Raw genomic sequence first — 17,014 nt, forward strand, 5'->3', positions numbered from 1 at the left:
CCTGCCGGGAGCGCGCGGGCCACCTCGTACCCTGGTGTCCATGTTGAACCGCACCGACCTGCGCGGGCAGGTCCCCTCCGCTGCCGAGCTCCGTGCCGCGCTTCCGCGCGCCGAGTACGACGTGGACGCGGCGCTGCATCAGGTCCGGCCGGTCGTCGAGGCGGTGCGGGACCGCGGGGTCGAGGCGGTCCTCGAGTTCACCGAGCGGTTCGACAAGGTGCGCCCGGAAACGGTCCGGGTGCCGGCCGAGGAGCTCTCGAAGGCACTGTCCGAGCTGGACCCGGAGGTCCGCGCCGCGCTGGAGGAGTCCATCAAGCGCGCCCGGAAGGTGCACTCGGACCAGCGCCGCCAGGACGTCACGACGCAGGTCGTCCCCGGCGGCACGGTCACCGAGCGCTGGGTGCCGGTCGACCGCGTCGGCCTGTACGCGCCGGGCGGGCTGGCGGTGTACCCGTCGACCGTGGTGATGAACGTCGTCCCGGCGCAGCTGGCCGGCGTGCGTTCGCTGGTCGTGTGCTCGCCGCCGCAGGCCGCGTTCGGCGGACGGCCGCACCCGACGATCCTGGCCGCGGCCGCGCTGCTCGGCGTGGACGAGGTCTGGGCGGTCGGCGGCGCGCAGGCAGTCGCGCTGGTCGCGTACGGCGGCGTCGACACCGACGGTGCCGAACTGGCCCCGGTGGACATCGTGACCGGGCCGGGCAACATCTACCTCACCGCGGCCAAGCGCCTGGTCCGCGGCGTGATCGGCATCGACTCCGAGGCCGGTCCGACCGAGATCGCGATCCTCGCCGACGAGACGGCCGACCCGGCGCACGTCGCCGCCGACCTGATCAGCCAGGCCGAGCACGACCCGCTGGCCGCGAGCGTCCTGGTGACCACGTCCGAGGAGCTGGCCGACGCGGTCGAGGCCGAACTGGTCGACCGCGTCGCCGCGACGAAGCACTCCGAACGGGTCGGCCAGGCGCTGGGCGGCAAGCAGTCCGGCATCATCCTGGTGTCCACTGTGGACGACGGCCTGCGCGTGGTGGACGCCTACGCCGCCGAGCACTTGGAAATCCAGACCGCGACCGCGCGCGAGGTCGCCGCCCGAGTGCGCAACGCCGGCGCGATTTTCGTCGGCGCGTACGCTCCGGTTTCGCTGGGCGACTACTGCGCGGGCTCGAACCACGTGCTGCCCACCGGCGGGTTCGCCCGGCACTCCTCGGGGCTGTCGGTGCAGAGCTTCCTGAAGGGAATCCACGTCGTGGACTACTCCGAGGACGCCCTGCGCGAGATCGCCCCCCGCGTCGTCGCGCTCTCGAACGCCGAAGACCTGCCCGCCCACGGCGAAGCCGTCACCGCACGTTTCGAAGGAGACGGCCGATGAACGAAGCCATCCCCGGCGGCGAGGTCACCCTCGCCGATCTCCCGCTGCGCGAGGACCTGCGGGGCCGCACCCCGTACGGCGCGCCGCAGCTGGACGTCCCGATCCGGCTCAACACCAACGAAAACCCGTACCCGCCGCCGCCCGAATTGGTCGAAGACGTCGCCGAGGCCGTGCGCGCCGAAGCCGCGTCGCTGCACCGGTACCCGGACCGCGACGCGGTGGCGCTGCGCACCGATCTGGCGGACTACCTCACGGTGTCCACGCGAGTGGTGCTGTCCGAGTCCAACGTGTGGGCGGCGAACGGGTCGAACGAGATTCTGCAGCAGATCCTGCAGGCCTTCGGCGGCCCCGGACGCACCGCGCTGGGCTTCGAGCCGTCGTACTCGATGCACCCGATCATCGCGACCGGCACGCGCACGGACTGGCTGCCGGTGCCGCGCCGCGCGGACTTCTCGCTCGACACCGAGCAGGCCGCCAAGGCGGTCGCCGAGCGCAAGCCGGACATCGTGTTCGTGACCAGCCCGAACAACCCCACCGGCGGGTCGATCCCGCTGGACCAGCTGCGCGGCGTGCTCGACGCGGCGCCGGGGATCGTCGTGGTGGACGAGGCGTACGCGGAGTTTTCCTCGCAGGCCAGCGCGATCGAGCTGATCTCGGAGTACCCGGCCAAGCTGATCGTGTCGCGCACCATGAGCAAGGCATTCGCCTTCGCCGGCGGACGGCTGGGCTACCTCGCCGCCGCACCGGCCATTGTGGACGCTTTGCAGCTCGTCCGGCTGCCGTACCACCTCTCCAAGGTCACCCAGGCGGCCGCCCGAGCCGCCCTCCGGCACGCCGACGCCACCCTCGCGTCGGTGCACCGGCTCTCCGCCGAACGCGACCGCGTCGTGGAAGCCTTGCTGGGCTTGGGATTCACCCCGGTGCCGAGCGACGCCAACTTCGTCCTTTTCGGACAGTTCAGCGACGCGCCCGCCAGCTGGCAGTCCTATTTGGACAACGGCGTGCTGATCCGGGACGTGGGCATCGAAGGCCACCTGCGGGTGACCATCGGCACCCCGGAGGAGAACGACGCCTTCCTCGAGGCGAGTAAGGAAATCAAGCGATGAGCCGCGTCGGCAAAATCGAGCGCACCACCAAGGAATCGTCCATCCTGGTCCAGCTGGACCTCGACGGGACCGGGCAGGTGGACATCGCCACCGGCGTGCCGTTCTACGACCACATGCTCACCGCGTTCGGCGTGCACGGCTCGCTGGACCTGAAGGTCGAAGCGACCGGCGACGTCCACATCGACGCGCACCACACCGTCGAAGACACCGCGATCGTGCTCGGCCAGGCGCTGCGCCAGGCCCTCGGAGACAAAAGCGGCATCCGCCGATTCGGCGACGCGTGGATCCCGATGGACGAAACGCTCGCCCACGCCGCGATCGACGTCTCCGGCCGGCCGTACTGCGTGCACGTGGGAGAGCCGGAGGAGTACAACACGTTCACCATCGGCAACAACTACCCGTTCGTCCTGACGCGGCACGTGTTCGACTCGCTGGCGTTCCACGCGCAGATCGCACTGCACGTCCGGGTGATCCACGGCCGCGACCCGCACCACATCGCGGAGGCGGAGTACAAGGCCGTGGCACGGGCGTTGCGGGCGGCTACGGAGCCGGACCCGCGGGCGGGCGGGATTCCGTCCACGAAGGGCGTGCTTTAGCGGTTCACACGCGGGACACCGTGCGCGGCGCGAGCCATCGGGCAGGGAAAGTCTTTGGCTGCAAGACGACCTGCGTCGCGTACGGTCATCCGTGTCATCAGAAGCCGCGAAGCCTGCTCATGCCAGAGCGCACGCCGCTTCGGAGTCGCGGGCAGCGACGGACCGATCTGCGTGCGGGACTCCGTCCACCTCCGTGCCTGCCAGTTCACACACGGAACACCGTGCGCGGCGCGGCATAAGCCACCGGCCCCGGAAAGTGTTCCGCGGCAAGGCGAACCGCGTCGCGGGCGGTGACCGTGTGGCCGAGATGCGTGAGCACCAGCCGGGCGGCCCCGGCAGCCGCGCGGCCTGCTTCCGCCGGAGTCAGGTGTTCCGCGGAGGGCTCGATGCTGTCCGCCTCGCACAGGAACAGATCCGTCCCCTCGGCCAACGTCGAAAGCGCCTCGCACGGACCGGTATCCCCGGAGTACGCGAAAGTCCGCGTCCCGTCGGTGATCCGCGCCCCGAACGCCGGAAACCCGTGCGACACGGCCACCGTCTCCAGCTGCAGACCGCCGACCCGGGTGCGATGCCCGTCGTGCAGTTCCCGGACAACGAACGCTTCCTCGATCGGCGCGCGGCCGGTATTGCTGAGAAACGCGGAAATCCGCGCCGCGGTCCCCGGCGGGCCGTACAGCGGGATCGGGCGTCGGAGGCGCAGGTCCGCGAACAACAGCGCGTACACCGCCGGTAACAGATCCGCGACGTGATCCGCGTGCAGATGCGAGATCCAGATCGCGTCCAGCTCCGCCGGCGAGACGTGTTCCTGCAGGGCAGCGAGGGTGCCCGGCCCGGCGTCGAGCCAGATCGCGGTGTCCTCGTGGCGCACCAGGTACCCGGAGCACGGAGCGTCCGGGCGCGGGTACGGCGTCGCGCTGCCCAGTACCGTCACGGTGAAAGCCATGTGGCACGCTAACCCCTGTGAGCAAAGAGCTGATCGCGGTCCTGCTGCTGGCCCTCGGCGGCTTCCTGGCCGGCGGGGTCTACTCGCTGTGGAAGACCGCGAAGTTCTTCGCCGTGGTGCTGGGCATCGCGGCAGTGCTGGCGATCGGCGGGGCCATCGCCTGGCTCTTCAGCTGACCGACGCGGACTTTCCCGCGACGACCGCGGACCGCTCTGCAGCCAGCCCGGACTTTCCCGCAGGGACCGCGGACTGCTCTGCGAGGAATGCGCGCCTCTCCTCGATAAACACGGACCTCCGTGCAACCAACCCTGATCTCAACGCAACGAACGCGGACCCACGCGACAGCCCGGCCCGCCCGCGCACCTGACGCGCTTGCCCGCGACTAGCGCGGCTCTTCCTGCAACGACTGCGAGCCTCTCCGCGCCTGGCCTGGCTCTCCCGCGCCGGGCGCAGCTCTCCCCACAACGACCGCGAGTCTCCCCGCGCCCGGCCCGGCCCCCCTCGCGCCTGGCTCGGCCCCTCGCGACGAGCGCGAGTTTTCTCCGCGCCTGGCCTGGCTCTCCCGCGCCCGGCGCAGCTCTTCCCGCGACGACCGCGAGTCTCCCCGTGCCTGGCCCGGCCCTCTCGCGACTGACACGGAGCTTCCCGCAACGCCTGCAGCCCCCCCGCGACCGACCCAGCCCCTCGCGCCTGACGCGCTAGCCCGCACCTAACGCGGACCTCGCAACACCCGCCACCAGCCCGGCCCCCTGCACCTACCGCGGCCCCCGAACCACCACGCACCCTCCCGCCATCAACGCTCCAACGGCTGATAAATGCACTCCGCCAGCGTCGCGTGCTTCTTCCACCCCAACGTCTCGTACAAAGCCCGCCCCGCATCCGTGGCCCCGAGGACGCCCAACACCGCCCCGGCCTCCACCGCTCGGTCGGCGAGCGTGCGCATCACGAACCCGCCCAACCCGCGCCTCTGATGCTCCTCCTGGGTTGCCACCCGGTCCACGATCACCGCGTCGCCGGCCTTCGCCATCTGGCCCTTAGCCGCCAGTTCGCCCGTCGCGTCCAGCACCCGGAGGAACGTGACGGCTCCGCTGATCTCCACCGTCACGGTGTAGCCCTCCGGCGCGACCGGGTTCGTCGCCAGCAGATCCGTCGCCATCAGATGTCCGGTGTCCTGCCAGGCGACGAACCAGCCCTCCGGCATCCACGGCTCGATCGTCTCCGGCTCCGCGGGCGTTTTCAGCCACGTCCGAGGTTCGCTGACCGCGCCCGTGGCAGCGCGGACCAGCGATTCCTCAGCCTCCGGCAGGACGTGCCTGCCCACCTCCGCGGGATTGTCCGGGACCTCCACGAAAAGCCCCCACGGCTTCTCGACCGGCGGCGGTGTCTGCCGCGACAACGCCCATCCCGCTACCCAAGTCCGTACCGTGTCCTCGATCATCACGCCCCCAGTGTTCGCAGTCGAGACGATCTTACGAACCAGCACCGACAAAAACCCGACAGAAGATCAGACCCGCGTCAGTTCGCGTTCGTCGTCGCCGGGGGCGCCGAGTTCGCGGACCAGGCCCTCGCCCTCGACATCGACGTTCGGCAGGATCCGGTCCAGCCACTTCGGCAGCCACCACGCGCCGCGCCCGAGAAGGGACATCACAGCGGGCACGATGGTCATCCGGATCACGAACGCGTCCACCAGCACGCCGAAGGCCAGCGCGAACCCGATCGACTGGATCAGCGTCGATTCGGCCAGCACGAACCCGGCGAACACCGAGATCATGATCAGTGCCGCCGCCACGACGACCCTTGCCCCGTGCCGGAAGCCGGTCACCATCGCCTCCTGCGGCTCGGCTCCGTGCACGTGTTCCTCGCGCATCCGGGTCACCAGGAACACCTGGTAGTCCATCGCGAGCCCGAACAGGACGCCGATCAGCAGGATCGGCAGCATGCTCATGATCGGACCGGTCGAGGCGACGCCGAGCAGATCGGTGAGCCAGCCCCACTGGAACACCGCGACGACCGCCCCGAACGTCGCGACCACCGAGCCGAGGAACCCGAGCGTCGCCTTCAGCGGCACCACGACCGACCGGAACACGAGCATCAGCAACAGGAACGCCAGCCCGACGATCAGCGCGAGGTAAGGCAGCATCGCGTCGGACAGCTTCTGCGAGACGTCGATGTTGGCCGCGGTCTGGCCGGTCACCGCGAGACTGCCGCCGGTGTTTTCCTGCAGGGGCGCGGATTGCGCGCGAATCGCGGACACGAGGTCCTCGGTCTGCGTGCTGCTCGGCCCGCTCTTCGGGATGACCGTGAGCACCGCGGTGTCCCCGGCGGGGTTGACCTTCGGCGGCGTCACCGCGGCGACGTCCGGCAGCTTGCCGATGTCCGCGGCGGCCTGCTTCAGCGATTCGGGATTGTGGTTCGGGCCGGTGTCGACGACGACCAGCAGCGGTCCGTTCGCGCCCTCGCCGAAGCCCTTGCTGACCAGGTCGTACGCCTTGCGCTGAGTGGTGTCCGGCGCGGCGGTGCTGTCGTTGGGCAGGCCGAGTTGCATGCTCAGTGCGGGAATCGCGACGACAGCCAGTCCGACGATCGCGGCCAGCAGGACCGGAACCCGGTGCCGCGCAACGAAACGCGCCCAGCGCTCGCCGTGCGTCGGGCCTTCGGTGCGGCGGCGCATGCGGATCTTGCTGTTGCCGACGCGAGCGCCGGCGAAGCCGAGCACGGCGGGCAGCAGCGTCAGCGCGATGAGCACGGCGACCACGACGGTCGCCGCGGCGGCCACGCCCATCTGGCCGAGGAACGGAATGCCGACGACGGTCAGCCCGGCGAGCGCGATGATCACGGTGAGCCCGGCGAACACCACGGCGGAACCAGCGGTGCCGACGGCGCGGCCGGCCGCTTCCTCGGGTTCGCGGCCCTCGGCCAGTTCATGCCGGTAACGGGAGACGATGAAGAGCGCGTAGTCGATCCCGACCGCGAGCCCGATCATCAACGCCAGCACCGGGGTGTTGGAGTTCAGCTCCATCGAACCCGACGCGAGCATGATGCCCGCCATCCCGACGCCGACCCCGATCAGCGCGGTGAGCAACGGGATTCCGGAGGCCAGCAGCGAGCCGAAGGTGATGATCAGGACGACCGCCGCGACCGCGACGCCGAGCCCTTCGGTGGCCCCGGTCGCCGGGATGCCCTGCACCGCGTCGCCGCCGTACTCGACCTGGTATCCCAGCTGCTTCGCGTGATCGCCGGTGGCCAGCAGCGCGGACCGGTCGGAATCGCTGAGCTCGAAGCCCTTGACCTGGTAGCTCACCTGCGCGAGCGCGACCCGGCCGTCGGGGGAGACGGACTTCGCCTGGAACGGGTCGACGACCGCGGCCACCTTCGGCGCGGACTTCAGCTTGCCGACCACGCCCTCGACGGCCGCCTGGCCCGCCGGGTCGGTGATCTTCCGCCCGTCCGGCGCGGCGATCGCGACGCGCGCGGTGCCGCCGCCTGCCGCGGCCTGCGGGAAGTGTTCGGCGAGCCGGTCGATCGCCTGCTGCGATTCGGTGCCGGGAATGGTCACCGAATCCGACAGCTTGCCCGACAGCGTGAGCGCGCCCGCGCCCAACGCCATGAGGACAAGCGCCCAGACCGCCGCCACGAGGGCCCGGCGGCGGAACGACAGCCTGCCGAGCCGGTACAGGAAGGGTGCCACGAGTCGTCTCCGTTCGCGCCCGAAGCGGGCTCTCCGCACTGGAATCGCCCTTCCGAAGCTAGCCGTTCGGCAAGGGGCTGCCAAGCCGATCGGCTAGGATGTGACTAGCCGCACGGCAAGTTTCGGGCTAGTCGTTCGGCTAGTACCATGATGTGCTGCGGAGCAGCGCACTCCGCTTGAGGAGGAGGGCGCGATGACGACCGTCGAACCGGTCGCGGACACCCGCACCAGGCTGCTCGCCACCGCGCTGCGGCTGTTCGCCGAGCACGGCGTGGAGGGCACGTCGCTGCAGATGATCGCCGACGAGCTGGGCGTCACCAAGGCCGCGGTGTACTACCACTTCAAGACGAAGTCGGAGATCACCGAGGCGGTCGCGGAGCCGGGCATCCGGGAGCTGGACCAGCTGGTCGTCGAGGCCGCGAAGCATCCGCGGCACGGCGCGCGGGTGGACCATCTGCTGGACGGTTTCGTCGATCTCGTGGTGCGGCACCGGGTGCTGGTCGCGCTGTTCTCCAGCGACCCGGGCATCGACGCGGCGCTCGCGAAATCGGCGCACGGCGTCGAAGGCTTCAAGCAGGCGCTGATCTCGATCGTGGCCGGAGGGCCGGAGCTGGACGTGACCGCCCGCGTGACGGCGATCGTGGCGTTCACCGGCATCGCGATGGCGGGCGGGGCGCCCGACCTGGCCGAGGTGGACGACGAAACCCTGCGCCGGGAATTGGTCCGGGTCGGCAGGCGGCTGCTCGGCAGGCCGCGCCGCCGGGTCTGCTGAGCATCCCGGGGTTTCTCGGATGATGAGAAGTTTGTTGCAGTATTTGGGAACACACTCCTAATCTCGAAGCATGCCTTCGGAAAGCAGCTACGGGCAGGGGCACGCGGAAAGCGTTGTACGTTCACAGCATTGGCGCACCGTCGAAAATTCGGCGGCCTACCTCGCACCGGACCTGCTCCCCGGGCGCAGTGTGCTGGACGTCGGCTGCGGTCCGGGGACGATCACGGTGGACATCGCCCGCCGAGTGGCCTCTGGAGAGGTGCTCGGCATCGATTTGTCGGAAGCCGTTCTCGAGCAGGCGCGGGCGCACGCGCGGCGCGAAGGCGTGTCCAACGTCCGGTTCGAGCGCGCCGACATCACGGAGGCCCCAGCGGTCGGCCGATTCGACGTCGTGCACGCACACCAGGTGCTGCTGCACCTGACCGAACCGGTGGAAGCGCTGCGGCACATGCTGGCGCTGGCCAAGCCCGGCGGGGTCGTCGCCGCGCGCGACACCGACTACGCCGCGGCGTTCTGGTGGCCTGCGGACTCGCGGCTGGATCGCTGGCGGGAGGTTTACCGAGCGGTCGCGCACGGCAACGGTTCCGAGCCGGACGCCGGACGGCGGTTGCTGGCCTGGGCGCACGCCGCGGGCGCTCGCGACGTCCGGCCGAGCGCCTCTATCTGGTGTCATTCCACGCCGGAAGAACGGGCGTGGTGGGGCGGCATGTGGGCGGACCGGATCCTGGACTCCAAGATCGCCGAGCAGGCTTTGGCGGGCGGGTACGCGTCCGCTGAAGACCTCCGCGAGATCTCCGAGGGGTGGCGCTCGTGGGCTGCCGACCCGGACGGCTGGTTCTCGATCCCGCACGGGGAAATCCTGTGCCGCGTCGCCGAAATCGGCTGAGGCGGCGGAAAGTCCGTGAGGGCCACGTTGAGGGAATCTGGTTCCCTCAACGTGGCCTTCACGGACATCCCCTCGCGGAGCGGGCGTGGCCGCCAGGTGAAACCTAGCTACGGCAGCCGGGAGTCCTTCAGAGCTTCGGCCGCGCGCAGTTCCTCGGCGCTGAGCTGGTCCGCGGAGACTTGGGCAACGCTGCGGAAACGGTGGCACACCGGGCATTTCTGCACCCGCCGGTCGCCGAGCCGGATCGACTTGAGCGAGACGAACGGGATCCAGATCGTCGAGAAACAGTGGCCTTGGCTGCACTGGACGATCGTGTAGTCCGGCATAGCCACCTCCTTCGAAGCGGTGGGCTCAGTATCCGCTATTCGGGCGCGGCCAGAAACTCCGCCGGCACCGCGGCGGCAAGCCACACCCCGTTGTCGCTCACCTGAAACGCGTGCCCGCGCGCGGCCATTTCCCCGGCCGCGACCGTCAGCACCACCGGTTTCCCGTGCCGTGACCCGACTTTCCACGCCGTTTCGCGGGTCGCCGACAAATGCACCGCGTGCCGTTTCATCGGCCGCAGCCCTTCCGTCCAGATCGACGGCAGGAAGCGCGTCGCCGTGCCGTGGTAGAGGATTTCCGGCGGCACAGCGTCGGACAGCTCCAGATCCACACGGACGCTGTGCCCCTGGCTGGCGCGGATCAACGTCCCCGTCTCGTCGAAGGCGAACCGCTGTTTGGCGCAGTTCGCGACGACCTCGTCCAGTTCCGCGCGGCTCACCGGGAACCGGTGCCGGGCCAGCGCCGCGAGCAGTTCGGCGACCGGCACCCAGCCGCCGGGGGCGAGGGTCAGGCCGAGGCCCGCGGGATCGTGGCGCAGGTGCCGGGACAGTCTTTTCGATACCCGGGTTCGATGTTTCTCGTTCATTTCAACCCGCAGTAACCCACACCAACACGCTGGCGCGCAACGGAATTCAGATGCCGCCCTCCAGGACCGGGCGGAGTTTGCTGGCACCGGGACCGAAGCGGGCGAGTTCGTCTTCCGCGTTGTACAGGCCGCAGCTGCGCAGCGACAGGCATCCGCAGCCGACGCATCCGGTCAGGCGGTCCCGCAGCCGTTGAAGCGCGTCGATCCGGGCGTCGAGTTCGGTCTGCCATTCGCGCGACAGCCGCGCCCAGTCCGCTTTCGTGGGCGCGTGGTCCGCGGGGAGTGTCTCCAGCGCCGCGCTGATGTCTTCCAGCGACAGCCCGACCCGCTGCGCGGCGCGGATGAACGCGATCCGCCGCAGTACCGAGCGCGCGTAGCGGCGCTGGTTGCCCGCCGAGCGCTCGGAGGTGATCAGGCCGCGCTCCTCGTAGAACCGCAGCGCGGTGTGCGGCACTCCGCTGCGTTCCGCGACCTGCCCGATGCTCAGCTTGTCCGCCAACCTCGTCATTGCTTCAGGTTAGCGCTTGACCTTCAGTTTGGTCGAGGTTGCATGGTCGGGACATGACCACGACGACCTCGCAGCCGGGCTACGCGGACCTGCCCCGGCTGATCTCGCTGATGACCGGCGACGACAAACACCACGCGGCCGCGGAGTCCACAGTGGACGTCCTGTGGGTGCTGTTCGACCGGGTCCTGAACCTCGGCCCGGAGACCGCCCGCCAGCCTGGGCGCGACCGGTTCCTGCTGTCCAAGGGGCACGGGCCGATGGCGTACTACTCGGTGCTCGTCGCGAAAGGCTGGCTGGACGAGGACGAACTGGCCGACTGGAGTTCGGCGCGTTCGCGGCTCGGCCACCATCCGGACCGCATCCGCGCGCCCGGTGTCGAAATCTCCAGCGGCTCGCTCGGGCACGGCCTGCCGATCGCCCTCGGCACCGCGCTGGGCCTGCGTGCCCGCCGGTTCAGCTCGCGCATCGTCACGCTGATCGGCGACGCCGAACTCGACGAGGGCTCCAACCACGAGGCGATCGTCGTCGCCGCGAGGCTCGGGCTCGACAAGCTGACCGCGGTGGTCATCGACAACCAGTCTTCGACACACGGCTGGCCGGGCGGCATCGCCCGCCGCTTCGAAACGGAAGGCTGGGCCGTGCGCACAGTGTCCGGCCGCGACCACGAAGCGCTGTACGACGCGTTCACCACCCCCCATCCCGGACGGCCGCTCGCGGTCGTCGCCGTCGTGGAACCGAAAGGCGGGCACTGATGCCGAACATGCGGGACACCTTCCTGGCCACCGCGGAAGAAATCGTCAACACCGACCCGGACGTGGCCGTCGTCCTCGCCGACATCTCGAGCGCGTCGTTCGCCGAGGCCGCGCGACGGCATCCGGACCGGGTGATCAACGTCGGGATCCGCGAACAGTTGCTCGTGAGCACCGGTGCCGGCCTCGCGCTCGCCGGGCTGCGGCCGATCGTCCACACCTTCAACGCGTTCCTCGTGGAGCGTGCGTTCGAACAGATCAAATTGGACCTCAGCCACCAGGAACTCGGCGCGGTGCTGGTGTCCTACGGCGCTTCTTACGACATGCCGATGGAAGGCCGCACGCATCAGGCTCCCGGCGACGTCGCGCTGATCGATTCCCTGCCCGGCTGGTACGTGCACGTTCCGGGACATCCCGAGGAGGCGCGGCGGCTGCTGCTCGATTCGGTGCCGGGGGACAGCCGGACGTATCTGCGCCTGTCCGCGCAGGAGAATTCCGCGCCGCACCTCGGCGTCGGGCTTCAGACGATCCGCCAGGGCAAGCGCGGCGTGGTGATCGCGGTCGGCCCGATGCTGGACCGGGTGCTGCAGGCGACCGAGGGCATGGACGTGACAGTGCTCTACACCTCGACAGTGCGGCCGTTCGACGCCGAGGGACTGCGGGCCGCGGTGACCGATGTCGCCGAAGTGGCGTTGGTGGAGCCGTATCTCAAGGGAACGTCCGCGCATTGCGTCGCCGACGCGCTGGCGGACCGGCCGCACCGGCTGCTGAACCTCGGCACCCGCAGGGACACTGAGGTGCGGATCTACGGCACGCTCGCCGACCACGATCTCGTGCACGGGCTCGACGCGGGTTCGATCGCGTTGTCCCTCAAGGAGTTTTTCACCGGATAAGGCGAGATTCCGGCAGCGGGCAACAGCCCGCGGTCACCAGCCGCCGTCGACGCGCCGCACGGGAGCCGCCGTGCGCGCGGTCGACCGGCGTGCCAGGTCGATCTCCGCGCGGGTCTTCTGCGGCGGGATCGTCAGTTCCCTGAACTGCGGGAACGGCACGCTGTCGATGTCTTCCCGCCATGCTTGGAACATTCGGCACAGCAGGTCGGACTCGGACATCTCGGCCTCTTTTCCGGGTCCGGGGCGCCGGCGGCACCACACGTAGCCTGGTAGGTACCCGATCGGGGCGAGAACGAAACGGCCTCGGAACGAAATTCTCCGGGGGACTAGGCTCGGGCGCGTGTCTCGTGTGGTGATCCTCGATTACGGTTCCGGAAATCTCCGCTCCGCCGAGCGCGCCGTCGCGCGCGCGGGCGCCGAGGTGGAGGTCACCGCCGACCCGCACGCCGCGCTCGAGGCCGACGGCCTCGTGGTGCCCGGCGTCGGCGCGTTCTCCGCGTGCATGAGCGGGCTGCTGGGCGTGCACGGGCACCGGATCATCGGCAAACGGCTGGCGGGCGGGCGTCCGGTGCTCGGCATCTGCGTCGGCATGCAGATCCTGTTCTCGCGCGGCGTCGAGCACGGCGAGGAAACCGAGGGCACCGGCGAATGGCCGGGCACGGTCGAGCGCCTGCACGCCGACGTGCTCCCGCACATGGGCTGGAACACCGTGCGCGCGCCCGCCGATTCGCGGCTGTTCGCCGGTATCGACCCCGGCGAACGCTTCTATTTCGTGCACTCCTACGCCGCGCGGAAGTGGGAGCTGGACTCCGGCCTCGCCGGCCAGCAGCCCAAGGTGACGTGGGCCAACCACGGCGAGGATTTCGTCGCCGCGGTGGAGAACGGGCCGCTGTGGGCGACCCAGTTCCACCCGGAGAAGTCCGGTGACGCGGGGGCGCAGCTGCTGCGCAACTGGCTCGGCACGCTGGCGTAAGGGGCCGCGAACTCCGCCGCGGCAGGCGGATGTGCTGCTGCTCACGTTCGCCGGCGGCGACGGACCGGCGGGGCTCACGGCTGTCCGGCTCGGCGCATATCCCCCGGACGGTGCGCCCGACCCCGCCGCATAGTCTGTGCGCGTGACTTTCACGCTCCTTCCCGCAGTTGATGTTGCCGACGGCCAGGCGGTCCGACTCGTCCAGGGCGAGGCGGGCACCGAGACTTCTTACGGCAGCCCGCTCGAAGCGGCCCTGCAGTGGCAGCGCGACGGCGCCGAGTGGATCCATCTGGTGGACCTCGACGCCGCGTTCGGCAAGGGCAGCAACCGCGAGCTGCTCGCCGACGTCGTCAAGCGGCTCGACGTGCAGGTGGAGCTGTCCGGCGGCATCCGCGACGACGCTTCCCTCGAGGCCGCGCTCGCCACCGGCGCGCGCCGGGTCAACCTCGGCACCGCGGCGCTCGAGGACCCGGACTGGACGGCGAAGGTCGTCTCCGAATACGGCGACCGCGTCGCGATCGGGCTCGACGTGCGGATCACCGAGGCCGGGCACCGGCTGTCCGCGCGCGGCTGGACGTCCGACGGCGGCGACCTGTGGGAGGTCCTGGAGCGGCTCGACCGCGACGGGGCCAGCCGGTACGTCGTCACCGACGTGAGCAAGGACGGCACGCTGCGCGGCCCGAACCTGGAGCTGCTGCGCGAGGTCACCGCCCGCACCGACGCGCCGGTGATCGCCTCCGGCGGAGTGTCCAGTGTGGACGATCTGCGCGCGCTGGCCGGGCTGGCGTCGGATGGCGTCGAGGGCTCGATCGTGGGGAAGGCGCTGTACGCGGGCGCTTTCACGCTGCCGGAGGCTCTCGCCGCGGTTCGCTGACGGCGAGAGTCGTTGCTGGACAACGGAAATCAGGCGCTGGTGGCCCGCATCAGCGTCTCCCGCACCGAGACGTAGTGCGGGTTGTGCATCAGCCCGAGGACGTTGCCCCACGGGTCGATCACCGACGCGGTGATGAACCCGGTACCGCGGTCGCGCGGAGCGTCGTGGACCTTCGCGCCCATCGCGACGACTCGCTCCAGCGTCGCGGGGACGTCCTCGACGTGCCAGAAAACGACCGCGCCCGCGGGCTGCCCGACGGAGGCGAGGTCGGCGGTCCGGGACAGCTCGCTAGTCGCGTACGAGCTGTGGATGATGCCGAACTCGTGCTGGTAATCGCCGATGCGCCACTCCATGTACGCCGGGGTGTCCAGGTACGGCGCGACGCCCAGGAGGTCGGTGTACCAGCGCTTCGCCGCCTCGAAGTCGGGGGAGTAGAAGGTGACGGTGCTGAGTCCTCGAAGCATGTCTGAGTCCTTGTCTGCTCGGTTGTGGGACTAGCTTCTCCTCTAAAGTGCTCATCTTCTGAGCACTTTTCGAGAGAGAATCGAAAACATGCGCGCTGACCGTCTCGTCGCTGCCGTCCTGCTCCTTCAGGCCCGCGGCCGGGTGACCGCCGCCGAGCTGGCGGAGGACCTGGAGATTTCCGTGGCGACCGCCCGCCGCGACCTGGAAGCGTTGTCGGCGGCCGGGATCCCGGTTTATCCGCAGCCCGGACGCGGCGGAGGATGGTCGCTCGTGGGCGGTGCCCGCACTGATCTGAGCGGGCTGACCGCGGCCGAATCCCAGGCGTTGTTCCTGCTGCTGGGCCCGGCGGCGTCCGGCGGTCCGGAATTGTCGTCCGCGTTGCGGAAGCTCGTCCGCGCGCTGCCCGCCACGTTCCAGGCCGACGCCGAGGCCGCCGCGCGGGCCGTCGTGTCCGATCCGGCGGGGTGGGGCGAGCGGGATCGCGAGCCGCCCGTGCTCGTGCAGTCGCTGCAGCAGGCGGTCGTGCGGCGGCGCAAGGTGCGGTTCGACTACAGCGGCAAAGAGCGGCTAGTCGATCCCTATGGTCTCGCGGACAAAGACGGGGTTTGGTACCTCATCGCCGGAACCCCTGCGGGACAGCGAACTTTCCGGGTCGACCGGATCTCGGCGGCGGAGACCGCGGACGTGCCTTCGGAGCTGCCGGACGACTTCGATCTCCGCGAACAGTGGGCGCGGGTCGTGGAGGAGATGGAGCAGCGGCGGTCGCTCGTGTCGGCCACGGTGCTGATCGACGCGCGGTATTTGTCCGTGCTGCGGTCGCGTTTCGGGCGGCACTGCGAGGTCGTCGGGGAGCGGGACGGCCGGGTCGAGGCGAAGGTGGCGGCGCATTGGGCTCGCTCGGTCGCGGAGCAGTTGGCGGGTTGGGGCGACCTGGTCGAGGTCGTGGAACCGGACTCGGTCCGCGCCGAACTCGCCCGCATCGGACGCGAGCTGACGGCCCGCTACGGGAGCTGAACGGTTACCCGGGAGGTAATCGACTCCGTGCACCGCGGCGGACAGGATTGCCGGGCAGGCAACGAAATCGACCCGAGGAGCCGGACATGACCGCCTACGCCATCGCCCAGCTGCGCCAGCCCGGAACCGTCGACCCCGAGGTCTACGAGTACATGGAGCTGATCCAGGCGACGCTCGACCCGTTCGAGGGCCGTTTCCTGGTCCACGGCGGACGCACCCGCGTGCTCGAAGGCGCCTGGCCGGGCGGGACCGTCGTGCTCGAGTTCCCGGATTTCGCGGCCGCTGAGGCGTGGTACGAATCGGCGGACTACCGCAAGATCCTGCCCCTGCGCACCGACCATCTGGTGGGCGAGGTGATCCTGGTCGAGGGCTGCGGGCCGGACCACGATTCGGCCGCGATGGGCGCCCGGCTCCGCGCGGCGGCCCGGTAGCTCACTCGGCGAGCTTGATCGCGATCCCGATCGTCCGCTCCGGCCCGCCGCGGAGGCGGCTGAAGAACATCGTCACCCGCCCGACGATGCCGTAATCCCGGGCGATCACGCCGCGAATGCGGTCGCTGTCGGCGGCGTCGAGCAGCCGGGCCGTTCCGCTCGCCTCGGCGCCGTGCACCCGGCGGCCGCGGACGTCGCACGCTTGCAGCCGAACCTCGCCGTTGTTGCGGATCCGTTTGACCTTGCCCGCGGTGCGTTCCGAGAACAGCACCAGTTCGTCGCCGTCGCGGGAAGCCCACACCGGGGTCGGGACCGCGCGGCCGTCGCGGCGGAAAGTGGTCAGCACGACGTACTTCTCGGCGCCGAGACGCTCCAGTTCGGACATAGCCCTACGGTAGACGGCCTCACCGCCCTTGGCAGCGATCGGCGGGCTGCTGTCCGGCCGGTGCCGTCGGGACGGCGACCGAGGTGCCGTGGTCGGCCACCTTATGCATCACCACGTGGGTCGTCGCCACGTAGCCCCAGGTGAACAGGACGACCAGAGCCGCGCAAAGGCCGAGAGCCGCCTTTCGCACCCCGAGGCGTCCGAGAAGCGCGGAAATTCCGGCTCCGGCGAGCAGGAACAGCACGAGGGAACTCACCTGCCACAGCGTGATGCCCAGTCCCGACCACGGAATGAGATTGTGCAACCGGCAGGTCAGCTGCTCGCCCGCGGTGAGCTGCGCGAGGTAGTTGGCGCCAACGCACCAGGCCACCAGAACGGCGATGATCGCGGCGCCGATTCCGACGGCGGTCGCTATCCGCGAGAACGCGCTCCGAGACTCCCCCAGTTCGGACATG

22 protein-coding genes are annotated in these 17,014 nt (G+C 70.1%); 12 read left to right on the forward strand and 10 right to left on the reverse strand.

The features are described 5' to 3' along the window. The first annotated feature begins 40 nt into the window (after positions 1-40). Genes hisD through hisB form a run of 3 tightly spaced genes read left to right on the forward strand, consistent with a single transcriptional unit; the run spans position 41 to position 3,068 of the window. On the forward strand, positions 41-1,366 hold the full coding sequence (gene hisD / locus ACZ7OI_RS28685; protein WP_470267258.1) for a histidinol dehydrogenase: 1,326 nt from the start codon (positions 41-43) through the stop codon (positions 1,364-1,366). Then, the gene (locus ACZ7OI_RS28690; RefSeq protein WP_470267259.1) at positions 1,363-2,472 is read left to right on the forward strand and encodes a histidinol-phosphate transaminase; all 1,110 of its coding nucleotides are present in this window, start codon (positions 1,363-1,365) and stop codon (positions 2,470-2,472) included. Before hisD ends, ACZ7OI_RS28690 begins: the two co-directional genes overlap by 4 nt. Next, positions 2,469-3,068, forward strand: coding sequence for an imidazoleglycerol-phosphate dehydratase HisB (gene hisB / locus ACZ7OI_RS28695; protein WP_344268165.1), 600 nt, complete (start codon positions 2,469-2,471; stop codon positions 3,066-3,068). Before ACZ7OI_RS28690 ends, hisB begins: the two co-directional genes overlap by 4 nt. A gap of 205 nt (positions 3,069-3,273) precedes the next feature. Here the strand turns inward: hisB and ACZ7OI_RS28700 are convergent, their stop codons facing one another. Continuing rightward, on the reverse strand, positions 3,274-4,011 hold the full coding sequence (locus tag ACZ7OI_RS28700; protein ID WP_470267260.1) for an MBL fold metallo-hydrolase: 738 nt from the start codon (positions 4,009-4,011) through the stop codon (positions 3,274-3,276). Positions 4,012-4,028: 17 nt separating this feature from the next. On the opposite strand from ACZ7OI_RS28700, the gene ACZ7OI_RS28705 reads away from it, so the two are divergent. Further along, positions 4,029-4,187, forward strand: a complete 159-nt coding sequence (locus tag ACZ7OI_RS28705) for a hypothetical protein (RefSeq protein WP_470267261.1) — start codon at positions 4,029-4,031, stop codon at positions 4,185-4,187. A gap of 617 nt (positions 4,188-4,804) precedes the next feature. Here the strand turns inward: ACZ7OI_RS28705 and ACZ7OI_RS28710 are convergent. Next, complete coding sequence (locus ACZ7OI_RS28710) at positions 4,805-5,449, reverse strand: GNAT family N-acetyltransferase (RefSeq protein ID WP_470267624.1); 645 nt, start codon at positions 5,447-5,449, stop codon at positions 4,805-4,807. A 66-nt stretch (positions 5,450-5,515) separates the two neighbouring features. Continuing rightward, positions 5,516-7,699, reverse strand: a complete 2,184-nt coding sequence (locus ACZ7OI_RS28715) for an MMPL family transporter (protein ID WP_470267262.1) — start codon at positions 7,697-7,699, stop codon at positions 5,516-5,518. Between the two features lie 193 nt (positions 7,700-7,892). Between ACZ7OI_RS28715 and ACZ7OI_RS28720 the strand changes: the two genes are divergently transcribed. Both ACZ7OI_RS28720 and ACZ7OI_RS28725 read left to right on the forward strand, forming a co-directional pair. After that, positions 7,893-8,471: a TetR/AcrR family transcriptional regulator gene (locus tag ACZ7OI_RS28720; RefSeq protein ID WP_370939182.1), complete on the forward strand. Its 579-nt coding sequence runs from the start codon at positions 7,893-7,895 to the stop codon at positions 8,469-8,471. Between the two features lie 70 nt (positions 8,472-8,541). Then, complete coding sequence (locus tag ACZ7OI_RS28725; protein WP_470267263.1) at positions 8,542-9,357, forward strand: class I SAM-dependent methyltransferase; 816 nt, start codon at positions 8,542-8,544, stop codon at positions 9,355-9,357. Between the two features lie 107 nt (positions 9,358-9,464). On the opposite strand, the gene ACZ7OI_RS28730 is transcribed toward ACZ7OI_RS28725, so the two are convergent. Genes ACZ7OI_RS28730 through soxR form a run of 3 tightly spaced genes read right to left on the reverse strand, consistent with a single transcriptional unit; the run spans position 9,465 to position 10,775 of the window. Beyond that, entirely contained in the window at positions 9,465-9,683 is a 219-nt protein-coding gene (locus tag ACZ7OI_RS28730; RefSeq protein ID WP_470267264.1) for a hypothetical protein, read from the reverse strand. A gap of 35 nt (positions 9,684-9,718) precedes the next feature. After that, complete coding sequence (locus ACZ7OI_RS28735; RefSeq protein WP_470267265.1) at positions 9,719-10,267, reverse strand: RNA 2'-phosphotransferase; 549 nt, start codon at positions 10,265-10,267, stop codon at positions 9,719-9,721. A 46-nt stretch (positions 10,268-10,313) separates the two neighbouring features. Next, entirely contained in the window at positions 10,314-10,775 is a 462-nt protein-coding gene (gene soxR / locus ACZ7OI_RS28740; RefSeq protein WP_116202239.1) for a redox-sensitive transcriptional activator SoxR, read from the reverse strand. Positions 10,776-10,828: 53 nt separating this feature from the next. On the opposite strand from soxR, the gene ACZ7OI_RS28745 reads away from it, so the two are divergent. Together ACZ7OI_RS28745 and ACZ7OI_RS28750 are read left to right on the forward strand one after the other, a co-directional pair. Next, positions 10,829-11,527 carry a thiamine pyrophosphate-dependent enzyme gene (locus tag ACZ7OI_RS28745; RefSeq protein WP_470267266.1) on the forward strand — a complete coding sequence of 233 codons (699 nt, stop codon included), beginning with the start codon at positions 10,829-10,831 and terminating at the stop codon, positions 11,525-11,527. Then, positions 11,527-12,417, forward strand: a complete 891-nt coding sequence (locus tag ACZ7OI_RS28750) for a transketolase family protein (RefSeq protein ID WP_470267267.1) — start codon at positions 11,527-11,529, stop codon at positions 12,415-12,417. The genes ACZ7OI_RS28745 and ACZ7OI_RS28750 overlap by 1 nt, the downstream gene beginning before the upstream one ends. A gap of 33 nt (positions 12,418-12,450) precedes the next feature. Here the strand turns inward: ACZ7OI_RS28750 and ACZ7OI_RS28755 are convergent, their stop codons facing one another. After that, positions 12,451-12,636: a hypothetical protein gene (locus ACZ7OI_RS28755; RefSeq protein ID WP_470267268.1), complete on the reverse strand. Its 186-nt coding sequence runs from the start codon at positions 12,634-12,636 to the stop codon at positions 12,451-12,453. Between the two features lie 130 nt (positions 12,637-12,766). Between ACZ7OI_RS28755 and hisH the strand changes: the two genes are divergently transcribed. Continuing rightward, positions 12,767-13,390, forward strand: coding sequence for an imidazole glycerol phosphate synthase subunit HisH (gene hisH, locus ACZ7OI_RS28760; RefSeq protein ID WP_470267625.1), 624 nt, complete (start codon positions 12,767-12,769; stop codon positions 13,388-13,390). A 142-nt stretch (positions 13,391-13,532) separates the two neighbouring features. Further along, complete coding sequence (priA, locus tag ACZ7OI_RS28765) at positions 13,533-14,264, forward strand: bifunctional 1-(5-phosphoribosyl)-5-((5-phosphoribosylamino)methylideneamino)imidazole-4-carboxamide isomerase/phosphoribosylanthranilate isomerase PriA (RefSeq protein ID WP_116202272.1); 732 nt, start codon at positions 13,533-13,535, stop codon at positions 14,262-14,264. A 29-nt stretch (positions 14,265-14,293) separates the two neighbouring features. Here the strand turns inward: priA and ACZ7OI_RS28770 are convergent, their stop codons facing one another. Continuing rightward, positions 14,294-14,728, reverse strand: coding sequence for a VOC family protein (locus ACZ7OI_RS28770; protein ID WP_470267269.1), 435 nt, complete (start codon positions 14,726-14,728; stop codon positions 14,294-14,296). Positions 14,729-14,816: 88 nt separating this feature from the next. On the opposite strand from ACZ7OI_RS28770, the gene ACZ7OI_RS28775 reads away from it, so the two are divergent. Beyond that, positions 14,817-15,743, forward strand: a complete 927-nt coding sequence (locus ACZ7OI_RS28775) for a helix-turn-helix transcriptional regulator (RefSeq protein WP_470267270.1) — start codon at positions 14,817-14,819, stop codon at positions 15,741-15,743. An 86-nt stretch (positions 15,744-15,829) separates the two neighbouring features. Then, entirely contained in the window at positions 15,830-16,174 is a 345-nt protein-coding gene (locus tag ACZ7OI_RS28780; RefSeq protein WP_470267271.1) for a DUF1330 domain-containing protein, read from the forward strand. Position 16,175: 1 nt separating this feature from the next. Here the strand turns inward: ACZ7OI_RS28780 and ACZ7OI_RS28785 are convergent, their stop codons facing one another. Then, a complete protein-coding gene (locus tag ACZ7OI_RS28785; RefSeq protein ID WP_470267272.1) occupies positions 16,176-16,559 on the reverse strand; it encodes a PPOX class F420-dependent oxidoreductase in 384 nt (127 codons plus the stop codon). Positions 16,560-16,578: 19 nt separating this feature from the next. Then, positions 16,579-17,013, reverse strand: a complete 435-nt coding sequence (locus tag ACZ7OI_RS28790; RefSeq protein ID WP_470267273.1) for a hypothetical protein — start codon at positions 17,011-17,013, stop codon at positions 16,579-16,581. Position 17,014 lies beyond the last annotated feature (1 nt).

The organism is Amycolatopsis sp. NPDC114503, from assembly GCF_055633655.1.

Coding starts and splice junctions, on each gene's coding strand:
- ACZ7OI_RS28745 (WP_470267266.1), top strand. CDS start 10,829: ATGACCACGACGACCTCGCAGCCGGGCTACGCGGACCTGCCCCGGCTG.
- ACZ7OI_RS28700 (WP_470267260.1), bottom strand. CDS start 4,011: ATGGCTTTCACCGTGACGGTACTGGGCAGCGCGACGCCGTACCCGCGC.
- ACZ7OI_RS28710 (WP_470267624.1), bottom strand. CDS start 5,449: ATGATCGAGGACACGGTACGGACTTGGGTAGCGGGATGGGCGTTGTCG.
- soxR (WP_116202239.1), bottom strand. CDS start 10,775: ATGACGAGGTTGGCGGACAAGCTGAGCATCGGGCAGGTCGCGGAACGC.
- ACZ7OI_RS28775 (WP_470267270.1), top strand. CDS start 14,817: ATGCGCGCTGACCGTCTCGTCGCTGCCGTCCTGCTCCTTCAGGCCCGC.
- ACZ7OI_RS28785 (WP_470267272.1), bottom strand. CDS start 16,559: ATGTCCGAACTGGAGCGTCTCGGCGCCGAGAAGTACGTCGTGCTGACC.
- ACZ7OI_RS28790 (WP_470267273.1), bottom strand. CDS start 17,013: ATGTCCGAACTGGGGGAGTCTCGGAGCGCGTTCTCGCGGATAGCGACC.
- ACZ7OI_RS28750 (WP_470267267.1), top strand. CDS start 11,527: ATGCCGAACATGCGGGACACCTTCCTGGCCACCGCGGAAGAAATCGTC.
- ACZ7OI_RS28725 (WP_470267263.1), top strand. CDS start 8,542: ATGCCTTCGGAAAGCAGCTACGGGCAGGGGCACGCGGAAAGCGTTGTA.
- ACZ7OI_RS28780 (WP_470267271.1), top strand. CDS start 15,830: ATGACCGCCTACGCCATCGCCCAGCTGCGCCAGCCCGGAACCGTCGAC.
- ACZ7OI_RS28755 (WP_470267268.1), bottom strand. CDS start 12,636: ATGTCCGAGTCCGACCTGCTGTGCCGAATGTTCCAAGCATGGCGGGAA.
- ACZ7OI_RS28690 (WP_470267259.1), top strand. CDS start 1,363: ATGAACGAAGCCATCCCCGGCGGCGAGGTCACCCTCGCCGATCTCCCG.
- ACZ7OI_RS28720 (WP_370939182.1), top strand. CDS start 7,893: ATGACGACCGTCGAACCGGTCGCGGACACCCGCACCAGGCTGCTCGCC.
- hisD (WP_470267258.1), top strand. CDS start 41: ATGTTGAACCGCACCGACCTGCGCGGGCAGGTCCCCTCCGCTGCCGAG.
- ACZ7OI_RS28735 (WP_470267265.1), bottom strand. CDS start 10,267: ATGAACGAGAAACATCGAACCCGGGTATCGAAAAGACTGTCCCGGCAC.
- ACZ7OI_RS28770 (WP_470267269.1), bottom strand. CDS start 14,728: ATGCTTCGAGGACTCAGCACCGTCACCTTCTACTCCCCCGACTTCGAG.
- hisB (WP_344268165.1), top strand. CDS start 2,469: ATGAGCCGCGTCGGCAAAATCGAGCGCACCACCAAGGAATCGTCCATC.
- ACZ7OI_RS28730 (WP_470267264.1), bottom strand. CDS start 9,683: ATGCCGGACTACACGATCGTCCAGTGCAGCCAAGGCCACTGTTTCTCG.